Genomic DNA, 16,105 nt, shown 5'->3' on the forward strand with positions numbered 1-16,105 from the left:
CCACCCCCCCCCCCCCCCCCCCCCCCCCCCCCCCCCCCCCCCCCCCCCCTCCCCCACCCCCCCCCCCCCCCCCCTCCCCCCCCCCCCGCCGGGGTCGGTCAGGGGCGGGTGAGGCCCGTGGGCCGGGAGCGCCGCTCCGTGGGCCGATCCGTGAACCGGGCCGTGAGCCGGACGGTGCAGAGGGCGATCAGGTAGCCGAAGGAGAACAGGACGACCAGCCGCTCCATCATCGGGATCTCCATGCGCCCGTGGGTGAGGGCGGGGACGAGCAGGGGCGGCACGGCCAGGAGGGCGGTGGCCAGTGCCGCGCGGACCGCGGTGCGGGCGGTGACTGCGATGGCGGCGCCGGTGGCGACGGGGGCGACGATGTCGAATCCGGAGAGGAAAGTCCTCTGCGCGAAGCCGTCCGTGAGCGTGGTGATGACGACCGCGGCCAGGATGGGGACGGCGACCGCCCAGGGCACCACGGAGCGCGGGCGTGTCCGGCCCGGCGGCGCGATCAGGAGGATGAGGGCGTTGAGCACGAGCAGCCCGGACTCCTGCTTGGTCAGGCCGAAGGTGGCCGCGATGTCGACCGACAGGCCGAGCAGGTCGGGCCGGGAGAGGACGTGAAGCAACGGTGCTACCACGATGGTGGCCAGGGCCAGGGCCCTGGCCGCCGACCAGCGGTTGGTCAGGACGGCGCCCGCCATCAGTGTCGCGGGGATCAACAGGGCCGCCGCTGCGGCGAGCGGGCCGGCCTTCTCGGCGCCGTCGACGGAGAACGTGTGGAAGTCGGGGTCGGTGACCAGCCGTCCGGCCCACCAGAGATGGGCCGCCGCGAAGGTCCCGGCCAGCACCGCGGCGAGCGGGGCGGCGGTGGCGAACGCCCGGCCCATGGGGCGGTGGGAGACCAGGCCGAGCCTGGTGCGGGCCCCGTGCCCGGCGACGTCGGCCACCTCGCGCAGCCCGGCGAGCCGGCCCGCTCGGGCGATGTGGCGTTCGGCGTGGTCGGCGACCTCCGTCAAGGCGCCGGCGTCGTACGAGGCCGGGTACAGCGCGAGGGCCCACCGCAGCAGTCGTGCGGCCAGGGGGTGCCGGTCAGGGGTCATGCCGTGCCTCCCACGAGACGGGTCCGGGTCGTCCCCAGGCGCCGGTCGGCTTCGCGGAGGGCGGTCCGCAGACGCTCGCTCTCGTCGCGCAGTGCCTGGGCGCCCTCGTTGGTGAGGGCGAACACCCGCCGGGGGCGCCCGTCCACCGTTTCCTCCCGCTCGATGCGGATCAGCCCCTCGCTCAGCAGGCGGTCGAGGGTGCCGTACAAGGTGCCGGCTCCGAGCCGTACTTGGCCCTCCGAGATCGCGGCGACCTCCTCGCCGAGGGCGTAGCCGTGCCGCGGCTGGTCGGCAAGGGCGGTGAGAAGAAGGAAGGTTGGCTCCTGCATGGAGCGTTTGTTCTTCATGGCAGTCACCATAGTACGGTCACTGTAGTGTCTGGCAAGAGGTCAGTTGATCACCCATCAATTCATCGATGTCGGAACGGGTTTCGGAGGGCGGACCGGCAGGCAGCCAGTGGCAGCGGCCGGCCGGATCGCCGCCCTGGCGAACGGGCGGGTCCTCCAGGGGCGGGGCCTTCGCCGCAGCGGGGGCCGACCCTGACGGTCGGCCCCCGGCGCGAGGACGCGCTCGGTTGTGCGCGCGAGGACCCGCTCAGTTCTGCGCGAGGAGTTCGAGGGTGTCGATGACGCGGTTGGAGAAGCCCCACTCGTTGTCGTACCAGGCGACGACCTTGACGTGCTTGCCGTCCACACGGGTCAGGGCGGCGTCGAAGATCGAGGAGGCGGGCTCGCCGGTGATGTCACCGGAGACCAGCGGCTCGTCGGCGTAGTCGAGGATGCCCTTCAGTCGGCCGTCGGCGGCCTCGCGGTAGGCGGCGAGGATCTCCTCGCGGGTGACCTCGCGGGCCACCGTGGTGTTCAGCTCGACGATCGAGCCCACCGGGACCGGCACGCGGATGGAGTCGCCGGACAGCTTGCCGTCGAGGTTCGGGAGGACCAGGCCGATGGCCTTGGCGGCGCCGGTGGTGGTGGGCACGATGTTCACACCGGCGGCGCGGGCGCGGCGCATGTCGCGGTGCGGGCCGTCCTGGAGGTTCTGCTCCTGGGTGTAGGCGTGCACCGTGGTCATGAAGCCGTGCTCGATGCCGGCCAGTTCGTCCAGCACCGACGCCAGCGGGGCCAGCGCGTTGGTGGTGCACGAGGCGTTCGAGACGATGACGTGCTCGGCCGGGTCGTAGGCGTCGGTGTTCACGCCGTAGGCGAGCGTGACGTCGGCGCCGTCGGCGGGAGCGCTGACCAGGACCCGCCGGGCACCGGCCTTGATGTGCGCGCGGGCGGCCTCGGCCGAGGTGAAGCGGCCGGTGGACTCGAGTACGAGCTCGACACCGAGCTCGGCCCACGGCAGGGCGGCGGGGTCGCGCTCGGCGAGCACCTTGATGCGGCGCCCGTCGACCACCAGGTCGGTTCCGTCGATCGAGACCGGGCGGTTGAGACGCCCGAGCGAGCTGTCGAACTTGAGCAGGTGGGCAAGGGATTCGGGCGCAGTGAGGTCGTTGATGGCGACCACTTCGAGGTCGCTGCCGCGCTCGAGCAGCGCACGCAGGCTGTTGCGTCCGATACGACCGAAACCGTTGATGGCGATGCGGGTCATGGAGGTCTTCCCTTTCGTTCGTTTCGCCATCCATGCTCGGCGTTCGAACGAGACCCGGACAGGGGCTGGATCGACAGGGTGCGCAAGTATCCCGCCACACTTGTTGCCACCGACCGCAAGGATCTCGCCAGCGTCCCCCGAGGGACGGGCATCACGGGGCCGGGGTGCCAAAGGTGTGGCGGTACTCCGTCGGCGAGGTACCGAGGATCCGGTGGAAGTGCAGCCGCAGGTTCGCGCCCGTGCCGAGCCCCACCCGGTCGGCGATCTGCTCCACACCCAGATCCGTGCGTTCGAGCAACTCGCGCGCCTGGTCCACCCGCGCCCGCAGCACCCACTGCATCGGCGTGTAGCCGGTGTCCTCCACGAACCGCCGCGAGAACGTACGCGCCGACACCCGCGCGATCCCGGCGAGCGTCTCCAGGGTCAGCGGCTCGGCCAGGTGCTCCAAGGCCCATTCGCGGGTGCCGGCGAACAGGTCGCCGAGCGGCTCCGGCACGCTCCGGGGGACGTACTGCGCCTGCCCGCCACTGCGGTACGGCGCGGCCACCAGGCGCCGCGCGACGTGGTTGGAGAGCCCGACGCCGTGGTCACGCCGTACCAGGTGCAGGCAGAGGTCGATGCCCGAGGCCGCGCCCGCCGATGTGAGGACGTCGCCCTCGTCCACGAAGAGCACGTTCTCGTCCACCGAGACCAGCGGGTGCTGCTCGGCGAGGGCCTTGGTGTAGTGCCAGTGGGTCGTCGCCTTCTTCCCGTCGAGCAGCCCCGTCGCCGCCAGCGCGAACGCCCCTGTCGAGATCGCCGCCAGCCGTGCCCCCCGCCGGTGTGCGGCCACCAGTGCCTCGACCACCGCCGCCGGCGGCTCGGTGGTCGCCGGATCCCGGTACCCGGGTACGAAGACGGTGTCCGCGTGTTCCAGGGCGTCGAGCCCGTCGGCCACGTGGTAGGCGAGCCCGTCACCGCCGGTCACCAGCCCGGGCGCCGCGCCGCACACCCGCACCTCGTAGGGCATGCTCGGCCGGCTGGAGAACACCTGCGCGGGAATGCCCACGTCGAGCGGTTTCGCGCCCTCCAGCACGAGCACGGCGACGCGGTGTTTCCTGCGAGTCATCGGACCTTCCCTCCCACCGGCCGGACGGGCCCTTCGTCGTACCCGTGACCTGGACGCCACCTACCGCAAGCATCCTGCCACTGCCACTGCCATTGCCCCGCCGGACGCCCGGGCGCACCGGCTCCCGGGTGGGCGCCGTCCCCACGGTCGCCCCGAACGGCGCCGGCGGGCGGGAGACCGGTCCGTGGGGCGGCGTACAGGCTCAGCCCAGCAGCCGGTCCAGAACCCGGCCGAAGACGAGCCGCCCGAGGCGGGCCACCGCCGGATCGAGAACGCCCGGCAGGCCCGCCACCACGACCTCCTCCGCCCAGGTCACCTCGCTCCATTCGCCCCGCGCGCCCACCGCCCGCACCCGGAGCTCGGCCCCGCCACGGATCGGCCGCCCGCGCTTCTCCAGCCGGCACACCCCGTCGCGCCCGGGCACCGGTCCGGCGATCTCGACGATCTCCATCGGGTCGTCGAACAGCCGGAACGCCCCGACGGCGGTCCGGGCGACGACCGTGTCACCTGCCTGTCGGCCGTTCCCCGAGCCGACCGAAACCCGGGTGAACGGCACCCGTTCGCCGTGCCGGGGCCAGTCGGTCAGCCGCGCCCAGCAGACGTCCGGAGGCAGGGGCGAACGGCGGGTCAGGACGAAGCGGGCCATGCCCCACCGTACTGAACGGCCGCCGCCCGCCCTTCGGCGCCGGGCCGAGGCTGCGGCCGCCGGTCGCGAGCCCGTCATACTCGTCCGATGTACCAACCGACAGGTCGCATGAGCGCCTTCCGGCCCGAGACCATTCACACCGACCGCCTGAACCTCCTGCCTCTGGCGGTCGAGCACGCCGAGGAGATGGCCGCCGTGCTGGCCGACCCCGGCCTGCACACCTTCATCGGCGGCGCTCCGGAAACCACCGAGGCCCTGCGGGCCCGCTACGAACGCTGGGCCGCCGGCTCGCCCGACCCCTCCGAATCCTGGTGCAACTGGGTGATCCAGTTGCGCGACGAGGCCTGTCTGACCGGCACGCTCCAGGCGACGGTCACCGCCGACGACCGCGGGGCCACCGCGGAGATCGCCTGGGTGGTCGGAACCCCCTGGCAGCGGCGCGGCATCGCTGCCGAGGCGGCCCGAGGCCTCGTCACGTGGCTCCCCCGGCACGCGGTGCACACGGTCGTCGCCCACATCCACCCTGACCACCGGGCGTCCGCCGCCGTCGCCACCGCGGCCGGCCTCGCTCCCACCGAGCAGTGGCACGACGGAGAGGTCAGGTGGCAGCTGGCGGTCCGCTGACCGCCAGGGGCAACGCCTCCCGCACGGCCACCCGGTTCGCCGGACGTGCAACGGCCGAGCCGTAGCAGGGCCCAGGAGCGACGGCCCGGGCCATGGGCGCCGTCCCGGCTCCGCTACGCGGTGACGAGGGCGAGGGTGAAGCCGTCGTAGCCCTTGGTGCGGGGCTTGAGGGCTTGTCGACGTCGGAAACGCACGACGCCGCTGTACCGGACCGGTGGTGTGATCGGTCGGGTGCAGCGGCGTTGTCGTGGGGTGGCCGGGGTGGGCCGGGTGTTGCTTGGGCCGGGTGGTGCTTGGGCCGGGTGTTACTTGGTGAGGCCGGCCTTGACGGAGCAGACGGGCCAGGCGCCGGGGCCCTGGGCGGCGAGGACCTTCTCGCCGATGGTGATCTGCTGGGCCTTGGTGGCCTGGTGGGCCTGGGGGGCGTAGGCGGTGCCGCCGAAGGCGGCCCAGGTGCTGGAGGTGAACTGGAGGCCGCCGTAGAAGCCGTTGCCGGAGTTGATGGCCCAGTTGCCGGTGGCCTCGCAGGCCGCGACCTTGTCCCAGACGGAGGCGGGTGCGGCGGAGGCGGTGTTGGCCGCGACGAGGCCGGCCACCGGCAGGGCGGTGAGGGCCCCGGCCATCAGGGCCATCCGGACGCGGTTGCGGCGCTTGGTGGCGGTGGTGGTGGTGGCGGTGGTGGTCTCGTTGCGGAAGGTCATGTGGTTCCTTTCGGAGGGGTGTGCGGGCGTGCGGAACCAGGCCCTGGGTGGGCCGTCGGTTTCGGGGGGCGCGTCGCTCGCGTGGTCCTGCACCGTGGGTGCTCCGGGGTGGTGGCCCTTGGGAGCGGTTTGCTCGGTGCAACGGGTTCGAAGTTACGGGGGTGGTGGTGGGGGTTTCAAGGATTCGTAGGTTTAGGCACGTCAGGGTGTTGTTACCGGCGGTATGAATCAAGGAAATGGGCTGTTTTGAAGCCAAATGCCCCATTTTTCAAGATCGAACATGGCCGGAAAGTGGTCCGGGCCACACCGGTGGTGCTGTGAGGCCGCGCACATCGTCGACGGTGTGTGACGGGCCCTCGGCCGCGCGTGCCGAAGTGGTGGGGTGGTGGCCGGGTCGGGGGTGGCCCGCACCACAGCCCTCACTCTCGGGGGGCCGGCCCCGCACTCTTGGTGACGGGTGGCAGTCCGCCCGGTGCGGGGCCGGAGGTGCCCGGGGGTTCAGCAGGCGGGAGCGGCGGGCTCCGTCAGGGGCTCGTCGCCGGTGCTCGGCGCGAGGCCGCGGAGCAGATGGGTGAGCAGGTCGTCGAAGACCTCGTCCAGGGCCGGTCCGGTGAGCTGCCCGCCCGCGGCCTGGGTGGCCACGCCATGGACGGTGGTGAAGAGGACGGCGCCGATCCGGTCGGCGTTTCCGGCGCGGATCCTTCCCTCGCGCCGGCCGTGGGCGATCACCGCGTGGAGGTCGGACTTCAGCGGTTGCCAGGCGCGGTGCAGTTCGTCCGCGACTGCGGCGTCGTGCTTGCGGACGAAGGCCAGTTCCAGGAGCTCGGCGTGTTCGGCGGCGAAGTCGACGTAGGCGCGGCCGAACGCGAACGCCCGCTCGCGGAAGTCGTCCCCGCTCCTTGAGAGGCCGCTGCGGGCCGTGGCGGTCAGTCGCTGGATGCCGGTGAGCGCCAGTGCGTCGAGCAGGGCGCGCCGGTCCTTGAAGTGGCGGCTCGGGGACATGTTCGCCGCCCTCGCCGGCATCGCCCTCACCTCGGCACGGCCGGAGCAGCGAGCGCAGGCCGAACGCCTGCTCGACCTGACCCTGGACGGGCTGAAACCCACTCCGCCACAGGCGTCCGACAGCTGACGGCTCCGACCGGCACGCGGCGGTTTGCGAGAGCGGGAGTCGTGTGATCCATTGGAAGGACACCGGATCGCCCGACGCGCCCGGTTCGACCCCCTCGAACCACCCCAGGTTCGGTTCCCCCCTCGAACCACCAGAGCCCCAACGGGCTTTGGCGTGGTCGTTGCCCGGGTGCGCAGTGCCCCGGGCCGCCTCCGGCGCCGCGGACGGCACCAGATCGTCAGGGTGCCGCCCGGCCGCCGGCGTGCACGGTCCGGCCGGTGAACCCCCGGTGAGGAGGTGCTGACCGATGCCGGAGTTCGATCGTGGACCGACGACCGATTTCGCGAAGCTGTTCGCCCAGGTGCCCGACCCGCCCGTCGCGGAAGCGTTCTGGGCCGACTGGGGCCCGATCTTCTACCGTGGCCGGCTCGACGGTTCGGCCCGCGTGCTGATCGTGGCCTCCGACCCCGGACCGACCGAACGGATCGCCGGGCGCAGCCTCGTCGGCAACGCCGGCCAGCGGGTGCAGGGCTTCCTCGCCAAGCTGGGGCTGACCCGCTCCTACGTCTGCCTCAACGCCTGGGCGTACGCGGTCCACCCCGCGCAGGCCATGGCGATGAAGGAGCGGCTCGCCGATCCTGCGCAGGCGCAGTGGCGCAACGAGGTCTTCGACCGGGCGGTGGGCACTCACCTCCAGGCCGTCGTCGCCATGGGGTTCATGGCCCAGGAAGCGGTGCGGCTGTGGAGCACCCGGCCCCAGGCCACGCTCGTGAAGGTGCCGCACCCGTCGAGTCATGACCCGGTGGCGTTACTGGATGCCTGGCGCGAGGCGGTCACGACGCTGCGCCTGGCGGTCGACCCGGACGACGACGGGGACAACACCGGCCCCAACTACGGCGCCGCCTTCGAGGAGTCCGACTACAGCCCGATCCCCCGGCGGGACATGCCCTTCGGCGCACCGGCGTTCCTGGGCGACGACGCCTGGGTGCGCGCCACGCCCGGCGGGGCGCAGAACTCCGTCAACCGCCCGCTGCCGGACGACGGGCACACGCTGATCTGGAAGGCGCCGGGCTGATGGCACTCGTCCTGCTCGGCACCGTCGTCACCTTCGACCGCCACCACCGGATCCTCGACCCCGGCGCCGTGTACGTCGGCGACGACGGCCGCCTGGACGCGGTCCTGCCGGCCGGGGCGGATCCGCCCACGGGGTTCGCCGGCGCACCGCGGATCGACACGGGCGCCCTGATCCTCCCGGGGTTGATCGACCTGCACAACCACCTCGGCTACAACACCCTTCCGCTGTGGGAGGCGGTCGGCGTCCCCTACCTGCACCACGACCGCTGGGTGGACGAGAAGGACGCGCCCGACTACTCGACGACGGTCACCTGGCCCGCCAGGGTGCTCGGCCAGGCCGCGCCCGAGGCGCTGATCAAGTACGTCGAGGTCAAGGCACTGATCGGCGGGACCACGTCCATCCAGGGGCCCCCTCACTCGACCCGCCCGGTCGACGGCTGGCTCCTGCGGATCATCGACAACGAGAAGCTGCCGGCGGGCCGCGACCTGGTGATGACCTCGGCGCTCCAGCTCGACGCCGACGTGCTGCGCGACGACAAGGCGCCGAAGCTCGACGGGACCCGTCTGCTGATCTACCACGTCGCGGAGGGCCGGCGCGTCGAGGAGGCGGACGCGGCGAGTCCGAAGTCGGTTGTCCACCGCGAGTTCGCGGACCTCGAACCCTGCCTGAAGCCGGGCCTGATCGGCGTGCACGGCACCGCTCTGACTTCCGCCGAGTTCGCGAGGTGGCAGGCCTCGGTGGCCGAGATCGACGGCGCCGAGCAGGGCGCCGTCGTGTGGTCGCCGTTCTCCAACTACTGGCTCTACCAGGAGACGACCGACGTGGTCGAAGCGGCCGCGAAGGGGCTGCGGATCGCGCTCGGGTCCGACTGGTCGCCGTCGGGGACCAAGCACGTGCTCGGCGAGCTCAAGGTCGCCGACGCCCTCAACCGCCACGAGCTCGGCCGCCATTTCGACGACCGGGACCTCTGCGACATGGTCACCGCCAACCCCGGCGACGCGCTGGCGACCGCATGGGGGCCGCAGGTGGGGCGCCTGGAGCGCGGCAGCGCCGCGGACCTGCTCGTGCTCGAACGCCACGACCCGGCCAAGGACCCATACCGCAACCTCATCGACGCGACCGAGGACCACGTGCTGCTGGTGCTGGTGCGCGGCCGGCCGTGCTACGGCACGTCGGCCCTGATGACCGCCGTCGGGGCGACGGACACCAACACGATCCCGGAGGTCGGACCGAAGCGCAGCGTGGCGGTGCGTCAGCCTGGCCGCGCCGACGCCACCCTGGACTGGCGCGGCGTCAAGCAGGCCCTGGCCAAGGTCTGCCGCGACCCGGAGGCCGCCTGGCGCGGCGCGCAGATCGCGCTGGCCGCCTGGGGCGGGCCGGCCGGCGATCCCGGCGCGCCGCTCGCACTGTTCGGAGACATGCCGGAGGGCGAGTCGGCTGCCGTCGGCGGCACCGGCGACGTCCCGCCGGGCCTGGTCGTTCCGAGCCCGGACTCTCTGACCCACGACAAGGCCTACTTCGCCGCCGTGGCACGCAGCAAGGTGCCCCAACTCGAGCGCCTCAAGGCCTACTACACATGAGCGCCCACTCCACATGAGCCCGAGGATCACGCAGCCGACGCGGCCCCTGCCGGACTCGACCGGGCTCGACGAGTTCCTGGCGCAGGCCGGCGCCGACCCGCTGCCGGTCGCGGCCCGCTACCAACTGGTGGCCGCCGCCCGCGTCCTCGTCGAGGAGCTCTACGTCCACCTCCCGCTCAAGCGCGCGAGGTACGCCACCGACCCGGTCCAGCGCCTGCGCCTGCTGGAACGCCGCGTTCCCGCCCTCAGCGAGCTGCAGTTCCACTCCGAGCTCGCCGGCGTCTTCCGGGACCTGCGCGACCTGCACACCGTCTACCAGCTCCCCGACCCGTACCGCGGGCACGTGGCCACGCTGGGTTTCCTCGTCGAGCGCTACGTCGACCAGGACGGGACGCCGCACTACATCGTCTCGAAGACCGACCGGTCCCTCGACCACGCGGACTTCGGCGCCGGAGTCGAGCTGGAGTTCTGGAACGGGGTCGAGATCGAGCGCGCGATCGAGCGCAGCGTGACCGCACAGGTGGGCTGCAGCCCCGACGCGCGGCTGGCGCGCGGGCTGGAGTCGCTGACGCTGCGCCCGCTGCGGACCAGCCCCCCGCCCGACGAGCGCCGGGTGCTGATCTCCTACCGCACGCCCGACGGCAGGCCCCGGGAGACCAGGATCCCGTGGCGTGTGCGCGCCGCCGAGTGGCACGCCGGGCGGGCGCAGGATCCCGTCCCGACGCTCACGCCGCACCTCGGCATCGACGCGGGCAACGAGGCCACCCGCCACATCAAACGTGCGCTGTTCACCGGGAGCCGGGCGCCGCGCCCGTCCGCACGCGGCTCCCGGGGCGTCCTGGCCTACCGGCCCGCGCCGGGCCGCGCCGGTCCGTACGGCCACCTGCGGATCTTCTCGTTCAACGTGGCGAGCGCACGGCTGTTCGCCGAGCAGGTGGCGGAGATCGCCGCGAAGGCCCCGGAGGAAGGGCTGATCGTGGACATCCGCGGCAACCCGGGCGGCAACATCCTGGCCGCCGAGGCCGCCCTGCAAGTCCTCAGCGGGCAACCCGTCGCCCCGGTCCGCTTCTCACTGCCGACGACGCGCGCGGCGCTCGCGCTGGCACGCTCCAACCCGGGCTTCCGCGACTGGACGAGCTCGATCCGCACCGCCGTGGAGACCGGCGAACTGTACTCGCAGGCGTTCCCGCTCAGCGACCCGGAGGCGATCACGGCCGGGTTACCGCACTACCCGGGCCCAAAGGTCCTGATCATCGACGCCCTGACCTACTCGGCCGCCGACATCTTCGCCGCCGGCTTCCAGGACAACGGGCTCGGGCGCGTCCTCGGGACTTCCGAGTTCACCGGGGCCGGCGGCGCCAACGTGTGGACGTACGACCTGCTGAGCGTCTGGCTGCCCGAGCTGCTCGGACCGCTGCCGCGCGGCGCCGGGTTCCGCGTCGCACTGCGGCGCGCCACCCGGGCCGGCCACAGCGCCGGCGTCCCGCTGGAGGACTTCGGCGTGCAGGCGGACGAGGTACACCGCCTCACCCGGCGCGACCTCACCCGACGAAACCAGGACCTGCTGACGGGGGCCGCCGCGCTGCTGTCCTGAACCGGGGCCGTCCTGAATCGAGGTGCGGCCGGGCGGTCGGTTTCGGTCACGAGGGGACGGTTTACGGACCGTTCCGCCGCTGGTCGCCCGGATGCGTTCTGACGGCTCCGCGGCCATGGGAGCATCAGTGTCAGATGTGACATATCACATTGCTCACAGGGTGTCGGCCCCACACGGCATGCCTCGCCGACTCTCAGGAGAAGACCCGTGAACCGAACCGTCCCCGCCCTTGCCGCCCTGGCCGTCCTCGGCCTGCCCGTCGCGACCGCCCCGGCGGCAGCCGCCGCCCCGGTGGCCGCAGTCCCCCCGGCTGCCACTGCGTCCGCTGCGACGACGACCTGCGGCCCCTCCGTGCGGATGATCAACCGGCTGAACACCGTCTGCGTGACGGTCGACGGTCCCTCCGTCCGTGTCTACGGCGTCAGCACGCAGCTGATCGCCGGGCCCGGTCGGAGCTTCATCTACAAGGTGTCCGCGACCGTCGTCGACGGCGCGTCGCTCGGCACGGAGAGCGACTCCGCCTTCCTCGGCTCCGGAACCGCCTACATCAGCGGCCCGAGCGCCGTCGTCCCCTGCGGCTCGACGGTTCGGGCGTCCTTCTCGCTGACGGACTTCGGCACGCCCCCGCCCACCTCGGTCGTGGACGTGGCCGTCACCTGCTGACCCTTCGCCGGGAGCCGTCCCGGGGCGCTGCTGCGCGCCCCGGGGTGGTCCCGGGAGCCGGCCGCCCCCGGGGGTCCTGCCCGAGTCATGGTCCTTCGCCTCTCCGGCATCACTGTTTATCCATTTGCCTAAAGGCTTTAGGGAAATTAGCCTTCCGTGTCATGAAGCAGCTGGCCGAACAAGACATCCGTAACTCCTTCCTGAACTGCACCAAGGGCGAGGCGAAGCGCCTGAATCTTCCCCGTGACCTGGCCGAACAGCCCTGGGATGACCTGGACTTCCTCGGCTGGCGGGACCAGCAGGCCCCGGACCGCGCCTACCTCGTCACCGAGCTCGACGGCCGCCCGCAGGGGCTCGTGCTGCGCAGCCCGGCCGCCGCCGCATGGCAGGCCCGGCGCAGCATCTGCTCCCTGTGCGTGACCACCCACACCGGCGGGGTCTCCCTCATGGTCGCGCCGAAGGCCGGGCCGGCCGGCCGCCAGGGCAATTCGGTGGGCGCCTACATGTGCAGTGACCTGGCCTGCTCGCTGTACGTGCGGGGGCGCAAGGACGCGGGCGCCGGCTCCCGGCTGCACGAGTCGCTCACCCTGGAGGAGAAGATCCGGCGCACCGCGTCGAACGTCGCCGCGTTCATCGCCAAGGTCACGACCTGACCGCCCGCGCAGGGCTGCCGGTCCGGTCTGGGCTGGCTCGGTGCCGGCGGCTCGTTGCTGTCGGCTCGGTGCAGTCGGCGGTGACCCGCACCGGCAGGTCGCGATCGCCGGGCCCGCCGGGCGGAACGGGCGCAGCGGGCCGGCGAGCCGGCGAGGGCGGGGGAGTCCGGGCGGACCGACGCGCCGGGAAGGAACGCGACCCGGACGCCTACGGCCAGCCCGTCGGCTTCGAGGTGATGGTGGCCCGGGCCGCGACGATCGAGGCGCACGCCCGCCCGACCTCCGTGGCCACCCAGCCGGACGGCAGCGGCCCATGCGCCCTGAGGGCGGTGGCCTGCCGCTGCAGGTCGCGCAGCGCGCCGCCCTGAGCGCTGGAGAGGCCCATCTCCTGGTAGTCGCCGAGGTCCGTGCCGCCGTCGAGGTACGTCTGCAACCACGGCGTGATGCTCAGGACGCAGTCCGCCAGAGGGCTGTTCGACGGCGGCGGCTCCGTCGTGACGGCCGCGCGGGGCGCTGCAGCGGGTTTGCCTCCGCTGCACCCGGACGCCACCGCGACCGCGACCACGCCGACCAGGAGCCGTTTCCGCATGCCCGCATTCTGGCTTCCATCGGCCGGTGGCACCAGAGCCGTACCGTCGTGGGCTGTGACTCCCCGCCCCCGCGCATGACCGGCCTCGACGCCCCGGCGGGCCCGACCTCCGCCGCTCGCCCCTCGACCGGGGCGGCGGCTACCGGGCCAGGTCCTCGAGGACGGCCTGCGCGGCGTTGTGCCCCGGAATGCCGCTGACGCCGCCGCCGCGGATCGCTCCCGCGCCGCACAGCAGCACGTTCCGGTGCGCCGTCGCCACGCCCCAGCGGGCCGCGGCCCCTTCCGGATCCTCGGTTGCGAAGGGGAACGAGAGGTCCTGGTGGAAGATGTGACCGCCCGGCAGGCCGACCTCCCGCTCCAGATCGAGCGGCGTCCTGGCCTCGACGCAGGGCAGCCCGGCGGCGTCCGTTGCCAGGCAGTCGGCGATCGGCTCGGCCAGCACCTCGTCCAGCTGCGCCAGGCTCGCCGTCAGCGCCCGCTCCTTGGCCGCCGGATCGGTGAACAGCCGTGCGGGCATGTGCAGGCCGAACAGGGTCAGTGTCTGGAACCCCTGTCGGACCGCCTCGGGCCCCAGGATCGACGAGTCGGTGAGTGTGTGGCAGTAGATCTCCGACGGTGGCGCCGAGGGCATCCGGCCCGCCTGCGCCTCGGCGTACGCCGTCTCCAACTGCCCGTAGGCCTCGGCGATGTGGAAGGTTCCCGCGAAGGCGTCGCGCGGATCCGTGGCGGCGTCCCTGAGCCGCGGCAGCCGTCGCAGCACCATGTTGACCTTCAGCTGAGCGCCTTCCGGTGCGGGCCCGGGCTCCTCGCCCAGCAGCCGTGCCAGGGTCACCGGGGCGGCGTTCACCAGCACCCGGCTGCCCACCGCCCGCACCTCCCCGCCCTGATGACGGTACGTCACCTCGGCCTCGCCGACGCCGTCGGTGGCGATGGAGGTGACCTCGCAGCCGGTCCGGATCTCCGCCCCGGCCGCGAGCGCCGCCTCGGCCAGCGCGCCCGTCACCGCGCCCATGCCGCCGACCGGGACGTCCCAGTCGCCCGTCCCGTTGCCGATGACGTGGTAGAGGAAGCAGCGGTTCTGCCGGAGCGAGGGGTCGTGGGCGTGGGTGAAGGTACCGATCAGGGCGTCCGTGAGCACGACTCCGCGCACCAGGTCGTCGGCGAAGCCCTGTTCGATCGTCTCGCCCAGCGGCCGTTCGAACAGCGCCTCCCAGGCGGCGTCGTCCGCGACCCGCCGGCGCAGCCCGGCGCGTGAGGGCAGCGGCTCGGTGAGCGTCGGGAACACCTGCCGGGCGACCTGCCCGGTCATCCCGTAGAAGCGCCGCCAGGCCTTCCACTCCCGCTCCGAACCGGTCAGCGCCCGGAACGAGTCCCGCGTCCGGCTCGGGTCGGCCGCGTCCACCAGTAGTCCGGTGGGTTTCCCGTCCCGGACGGTGGGGGTGTACGAGGCGATCCGGCGCCGGCGCAGGTCCAGCCGCAGCCCCAGCTCCCGGATCACCTTCTGCGGCAGCAGGCTCACCAGGTACGAGTACCGCGACAGCCGGGCGTCCACCCCCGCGAACGCCTGGGCCGACACCGCCGCCCCGCCCACCTCGGGCAGCCGTTCCAGCACCAGCACCCGGTGGCCGGCCCGCGCGAGGTACGCCGCCGCCACCAGTCCGTTGTGCCCACCACCGACGATTACCGCGTCGTACCGCGCCGACGAGTTCGCGTTCACTCGGCCACGCTACGGCACTCCGGAACGCCGGGGAACAGCCGCGCACCGACGCGTTGCGCCCGGATCCCGGCGGGTGGCGCGTCCCCGTCGCCGGGTCGTGCCGTCCTTACCCCGTGGAGGATCTCGGCGTGTGACGGACGGCGTTGTTCGCCTCCGGCATCGACGTGGCCGGGTGGTCGCGCTGCCGGTGCAGCCAGATGTACAGCAGCAGGCACGGCAGCAGCAGGCCGACGGCGCTGAGGGCGATGAACGCCGGGAGGCTGTCGATGTGCTCGACGAGCCAGCCGAAGTTCTGCCCGAAGAAGCCGACCACGAAGGACAGCGGGAGGAACACGGTCGCGATGATGGTGAGCCGCTCCATCGTGGCGCTCTGCCGGAGGTTGATCCTGTTCTGCTCGACGGAGATCACCGCGATGTTCGCTTCCAGGACGGTGGTCAGCAGGTCGCGCTGGGCGGCGACCTCCTCGTTGACCAGCAGGAGGTGGTCGTGCACGTCGCGGAAGTACGGCAGCAGTTCGGCCGCCGACCTGCCGCCCTGGAGCCGCCTGGCGAGCACGGCGAGAAGGGGGTGGACGGCACGGTAGAAGTCGGTGGCCTCGCGGCGCAGGAAGTAGATCCGTTCGGTCGGGGCGACCGCGCCGGAGAACACGGTGGCCTCGATCTGCTCGATGTCGCGTTCGAGTTCGGTCACCACGGGCGCGTAGCTGTCGACCACCTGGTCGAGGATCGCCCACAGCGTCGAGGCGCTGCCGGTGCGCAGCAGTTCGGGGCTGCGTTCGAGCCGGCCGCGGGCGCCGGCCAGCTCACTGGCGATGCCCTGGCGGACGGTGATCACGAAGTGCTCGGCCAGGAAGATGCTGATCTCGCCGGTATCGATCTCCTCGCGTTCGTCGTCGTAGCGTGCGGTCCGCAGGATGATCAGCTCGGTGCCGTCCTCGTACTGCTCGGCCTTCGGCCGCAGGTGGAAGGCCTGGGCGTCCTCGACGGCGAGCTCGTGCAGTCCGAAGCTCTCGCGGACCCTGGCCAGCTCCTCGGGGCCCGGCTCGAACATGCCCAGCCAGACGAATCCGCCCTGCGCGCAGCGCGCGGCCGCCTCCTCCAGCCGCATGGGGCCCTCGTGCTGCCGGCGTCCGTCACGGTAGTGCGCGCAGTCGACGATCATGGCCTTCCTCCTCGCACCCGGCCGACCACGCCGTGTGCCGCCCCGCCGGCGGCGTAGCGCGCCGTGGTCGCCTCCCGCAATCGATGCTCCTCCGATTCGGCCGGACCTGCTCCACGGCGCGGGCCCGGGAGCCCGGCCCCGCCCGGAAGGGGCCCAGGTCCTCGTGGGCGGTGAGCGGGCGGTGAGGGCGCGGTGAGCGGT

16 protein-coding genes and 1 pseudogene are annotated in these 16,105 nt (G+C 72.8%); 7 read left to right on the forward strand and 10 right to left on the reverse strand.

The features are described from left to right. Positions 1-98 precede the first annotated feature (98 nt). The 5 genes from ACZ6NC_RS02370 to ACZ6NC_RS02390 form a co-directional block, all read right to left on the reverse strand. Positions 99-1,091, reverse strand: a complete 993-nt coding sequence (locus tag ACZ6NC_RS02370) for a hypothetical protein (protein ID WP_465728075.1) — start codon at positions 1,089-1,091, stop codon at positions 99-101. After that, on the reverse strand, positions 1,088-1,438 hold the full coding sequence (locus ACZ6NC_RS02375; protein WP_465728077.1) for a PadR family transcriptional regulator: 351 nt from the start codon (positions 1,436-1,438) through the stop codon (positions 1,088-1,090). The genes ACZ6NC_RS02370 and ACZ6NC_RS02375 overlap by 4 nt, the downstream gene beginning before the upstream one ends. 247 nt (positions 1,439-1,685) lie before the next feature. Continuing rightward, positions 1,686-2,684 carry a type I glyceraldehyde-3-phosphate dehydrogenase gene (gene gap / locus ACZ6NC_RS02380; RefSeq protein ID WP_465728079.1) on the reverse strand — a complete coding sequence of 333 codons (999 nt, stop codon included), beginning with the start codon at positions 2,682-2,684 and terminating at the stop codon, positions 1,686-1,688. A 151-nt stretch (positions 2,685-2,835) separates the two neighbouring features. Beyond that, complete coding sequence (locus ACZ6NC_RS02385) at positions 2,836-3,792, reverse strand: GlxA family transcriptional regulator (protein ID WP_465728081.1); 957 nt, start codon at positions 3,790-3,792, stop codon at positions 2,836-2,838. Positions 3,793-3,994: 202 nt separating this feature from the next. Continuing rightward, complete coding sequence (locus ACZ6NC_RS02390; RefSeq protein WP_465728083.1) at positions 3,995-4,438, reverse strand: SRPBCC family protein; 444 nt, start codon at positions 4,436-4,438, stop codon at positions 3,995-3,997. A 108-nt stretch (positions 4,439-4,546) separates the two neighbouring features. Here ACZ6NC_RS02390 and ACZ6NC_RS02395 point away from each other — a divergent pair, with 108 nt between their 5' ends. Further along, positions 4,547-5,062 carry a GNAT family N-acetyltransferase gene (locus ACZ6NC_RS02395; RefSeq protein WP_465728315.1) on the forward strand — a complete coding sequence of 172 codons (516 nt, stop codon included), beginning with the start codon at positions 4,547-4,549 and terminating at the stop codon, positions 5,060-5,062. A 305-nt stretch (positions 5,063-5,367) separates the two neighbouring features. Here the strand turns inward: ACZ6NC_RS02395 and ACZ6NC_RS02400 are convergent, their stop codons facing one another. Together ACZ6NC_RS02400 and ACZ6NC_RS02405 are read right to left on the reverse strand one after the other, a co-directional pair. Beyond that, entirely contained in the window at positions 5,368-5,763 is a 396-nt protein-coding gene (locus tag ACZ6NC_RS02400; RefSeq protein ID WP_465728085.1) for a transglycosylase family protein, read from the reverse strand. 498 nt (positions 5,764-6,261) lie between these two features. Further along, entirely contained in the window at positions 6,262-6,786 is a 525-nt protein-coding gene (locus ACZ6NC_RS02405; protein ID WP_465728087.1) for a TetR/AcrR family transcriptional regulator, read from the reverse strand. Between ACZ6NC_RS02405 and ACZ6NC_RS02410 the strand changes: the two are divergent. The 6 genes and pseudogenes from ACZ6NC_RS02410 to ACZ6NC_RS02435 all read left to right on the forward strand — a co-directional run. Beyond that, positions 6,761-6,892: pseudogene (locus ACZ6NC_RS02410) on the forward strand (TetR/AcrR family transcriptional regulator); the annotation flags it as partial. The gene ACZ6NC_RS02405 and the pseudogene ACZ6NC_RS02410 overlap by 26 nt on opposite strands. 286 nt (positions 6,893-7,178) lie before the next feature. Further along, a complete protein-coding gene (locus tag ACZ6NC_RS02415) occupies positions 7,179-7,946 on the forward strand; it encodes a uracil-DNA glycosylase family protein (protein ID WP_465728089.1) in 768 nt (255 codons plus the stop codon). Next, the gene (locus tag ACZ6NC_RS02420) at positions 7,946-9,526 is read left to right on the forward strand and encodes an amidohydrolase family protein (protein WP_465728091.1); all 1,581 of its coding nucleotides are present in this window, start codon (positions 7,946-7,948) and stop codon (positions 9,524-9,526) included. The genes ACZ6NC_RS02415 and ACZ6NC_RS02420 overlap by 1 nt, the downstream gene beginning before the upstream one ends. Before the next feature lie 13 nt (positions 9,527-9,539). Continuing rightward, the gene (locus tag ACZ6NC_RS02425) at positions 9,540-11,120 is read left to right on the forward strand and encodes a S41 family peptidase (RefSeq protein ID WP_465728093.1); all 1,581 of its coding nucleotides are present in this window, start codon (positions 9,540-9,542) and stop codon (positions 11,118-11,120) included. Between the two features lie 207 nt (positions 11,121-11,327). Then, a complete protein-coding gene (locus ACZ6NC_RS02430; protein WP_465728095.1) occupies positions 11,328-11,783 on the forward strand; it encodes a hypothetical protein in 456 nt (151 codons plus the stop codon). A gap of 161 nt (positions 11,784-11,944) precedes the next feature. Then, complete coding sequence (locus tag ACZ6NC_RS02435; protein WP_465728097.1) at positions 11,945-12,436, forward strand: FBP domain-containing protein; 492 nt, start codon at positions 11,945-11,947, stop codon at positions 12,434-12,436. A 208-nt stretch (positions 12,437-12,644) separates the two neighbouring features. Here the strand turns inward: ACZ6NC_RS02435 and ACZ6NC_RS02440 are convergent, their stop codons facing one another. The 3 genes from ACZ6NC_RS02440 to ACZ6NC_RS02450 all read right to left on the reverse strand — a co-directional run bounded on the left by ACZ6NC_RS02440 (position 12,645) and on the right by ACZ6NC_RS02450 (position 15,904). After that, positions 12,645-13,025: a hypothetical protein gene (locus tag ACZ6NC_RS02440; RefSeq protein ID WP_465728099.1), complete on the reverse strand. Its 381-nt coding sequence runs from the start codon at positions 13,023-13,025 to the stop codon at positions 12,645-12,647. A gap of 139 nt (positions 13,026-13,164) precedes the next feature. Beyond that, complete coding sequence (locus tag ACZ6NC_RS02445; RefSeq protein ID WP_465728101.1) at positions 13,165-14,742, reverse strand: phytoene desaturase family protein; 1,578 nt, start codon at positions 14,740-14,742, stop codon at positions 13,165-13,167. A gap of 106 nt (positions 14,743-14,848) precedes the next feature. Continuing rightward, positions 14,849-15,904: a magnesium and cobalt transport protein CorA gene (locus ACZ6NC_RS02450; protein ID WP_465728103.1), complete on the reverse strand. Its 1,056-nt coding sequence runs from the start codon at positions 15,902-15,904 to the stop codon at positions 14,849-14,851. Positions 15,905-16,105: the final 201 nt, after the last annotated feature.

The organism is Kitasatospora sp. NPDC041988 (genome assembly GCF_055588525.1).

What these genes read in the sequence shown, in the direction of transcription:
- ACZ6NC_RS02440 (WP_465728099.1), bottom strand. Translation starts at nt 13,025, where the DNA reads ATGCGGAAACGGCTCCTGGTCGGCGTGGTCGCGGTCGCGGTGGCGTCC.
- ACZ6NC_RS02415 (WP_465728089.1), top strand. Translation starts at nt 7,179, where the DNA reads ATGCCGGAGTTCGATCGTGGACCGACGACCGATTTCGCGAAGCTGTTC.
- ACZ6NC_RS02375 (WP_465728077.1), bottom strand. Translation starts at nt 1,438, where the DNA reads ATGAAGAACAAACGCTCCATGCAGGAGCCAACCTTCCTTCTTCTCACC.
- ACZ6NC_RS02420 (WP_465728091.1), top strand. Translation starts at nt 7,946, where the DNA reads ATGGCACTCGTCCTGCTCGGCACCGTCGTCACCTTCGACCGCCACCAC.
- ACZ6NC_RS02450 (WP_465728103.1), bottom strand. Translation starts at nt 15,904, where the DNA reads ATGATCGTCGACTGCGCGCACTACCGTGACGGACGCCGGCAGCACGAG.
- ACZ6NC_RS02385 (WP_465728081.1), bottom strand. Translation starts at nt 3,792, where the DNA reads ATGACTCGCAGGAAACACCGCGTCGCCGTGCTCGTGCTGGAGGGCGCG.
- ACZ6NC_RS02390 (WP_465728083.1), bottom strand. Translation starts at nt 4,438, where the DNA reads ATGGCCCGCTTCGTCCTGACCCGCCGTTCGCCCCTGCCTCCGGACGTC.
- ACZ6NC_RS02370 (WP_465728075.1), bottom strand. Translation starts at nt 1,091, where the DNA reads ATGACCCCTGACCGGCACCCCCTGGCCGCACGACTGCTGCGGTGGGCC.
- ACZ6NC_RS02395 (WP_465728315.1), top strand. Translation starts at nt 4,547, where the DNA reads ATGAGCGCCTTCCGGCCCGAGACCATTCACACCGACCGCCTGAACCTC.
- ACZ6NC_RS02400 (WP_465728085.1), bottom strand. Translation starts at nt 5,763, where the DNA reads ATGACCTTCCGCAACGAGACCACCACCGCCACCACCACCACCGCCACC.
- ACZ6NC_RS02435 (WP_465728097.1), top strand. Translation starts at nt 11,945, where the DNA reads ATGAAGCAGCTGGCCGAACAAGACATCCGTAACTCCTTCCTGAACTGC.
- gap (WP_465728079.1), bottom strand. Translation starts at nt 2,684, where the DNA reads ATGACCCGCATCGCCATCAACGGTTTCGGTCGTATCGGACGCAACAGC.
- ACZ6NC_RS02405 (WP_465728087.1), bottom strand. Translation starts at nt 6,786, where the DNA reads ATGCCGGCGAGGGCGGCGAACATGTCCCCGAGCCGCCACTTCAAGGAC.
- ACZ6NC_RS02425 (WP_465728093.1), top strand. Translation starts at nt 9,540, where the DNA reads ATGAGCCCGAGGATCACGCAGCCGACGCGGCCCCTGCCGGACTCGACC.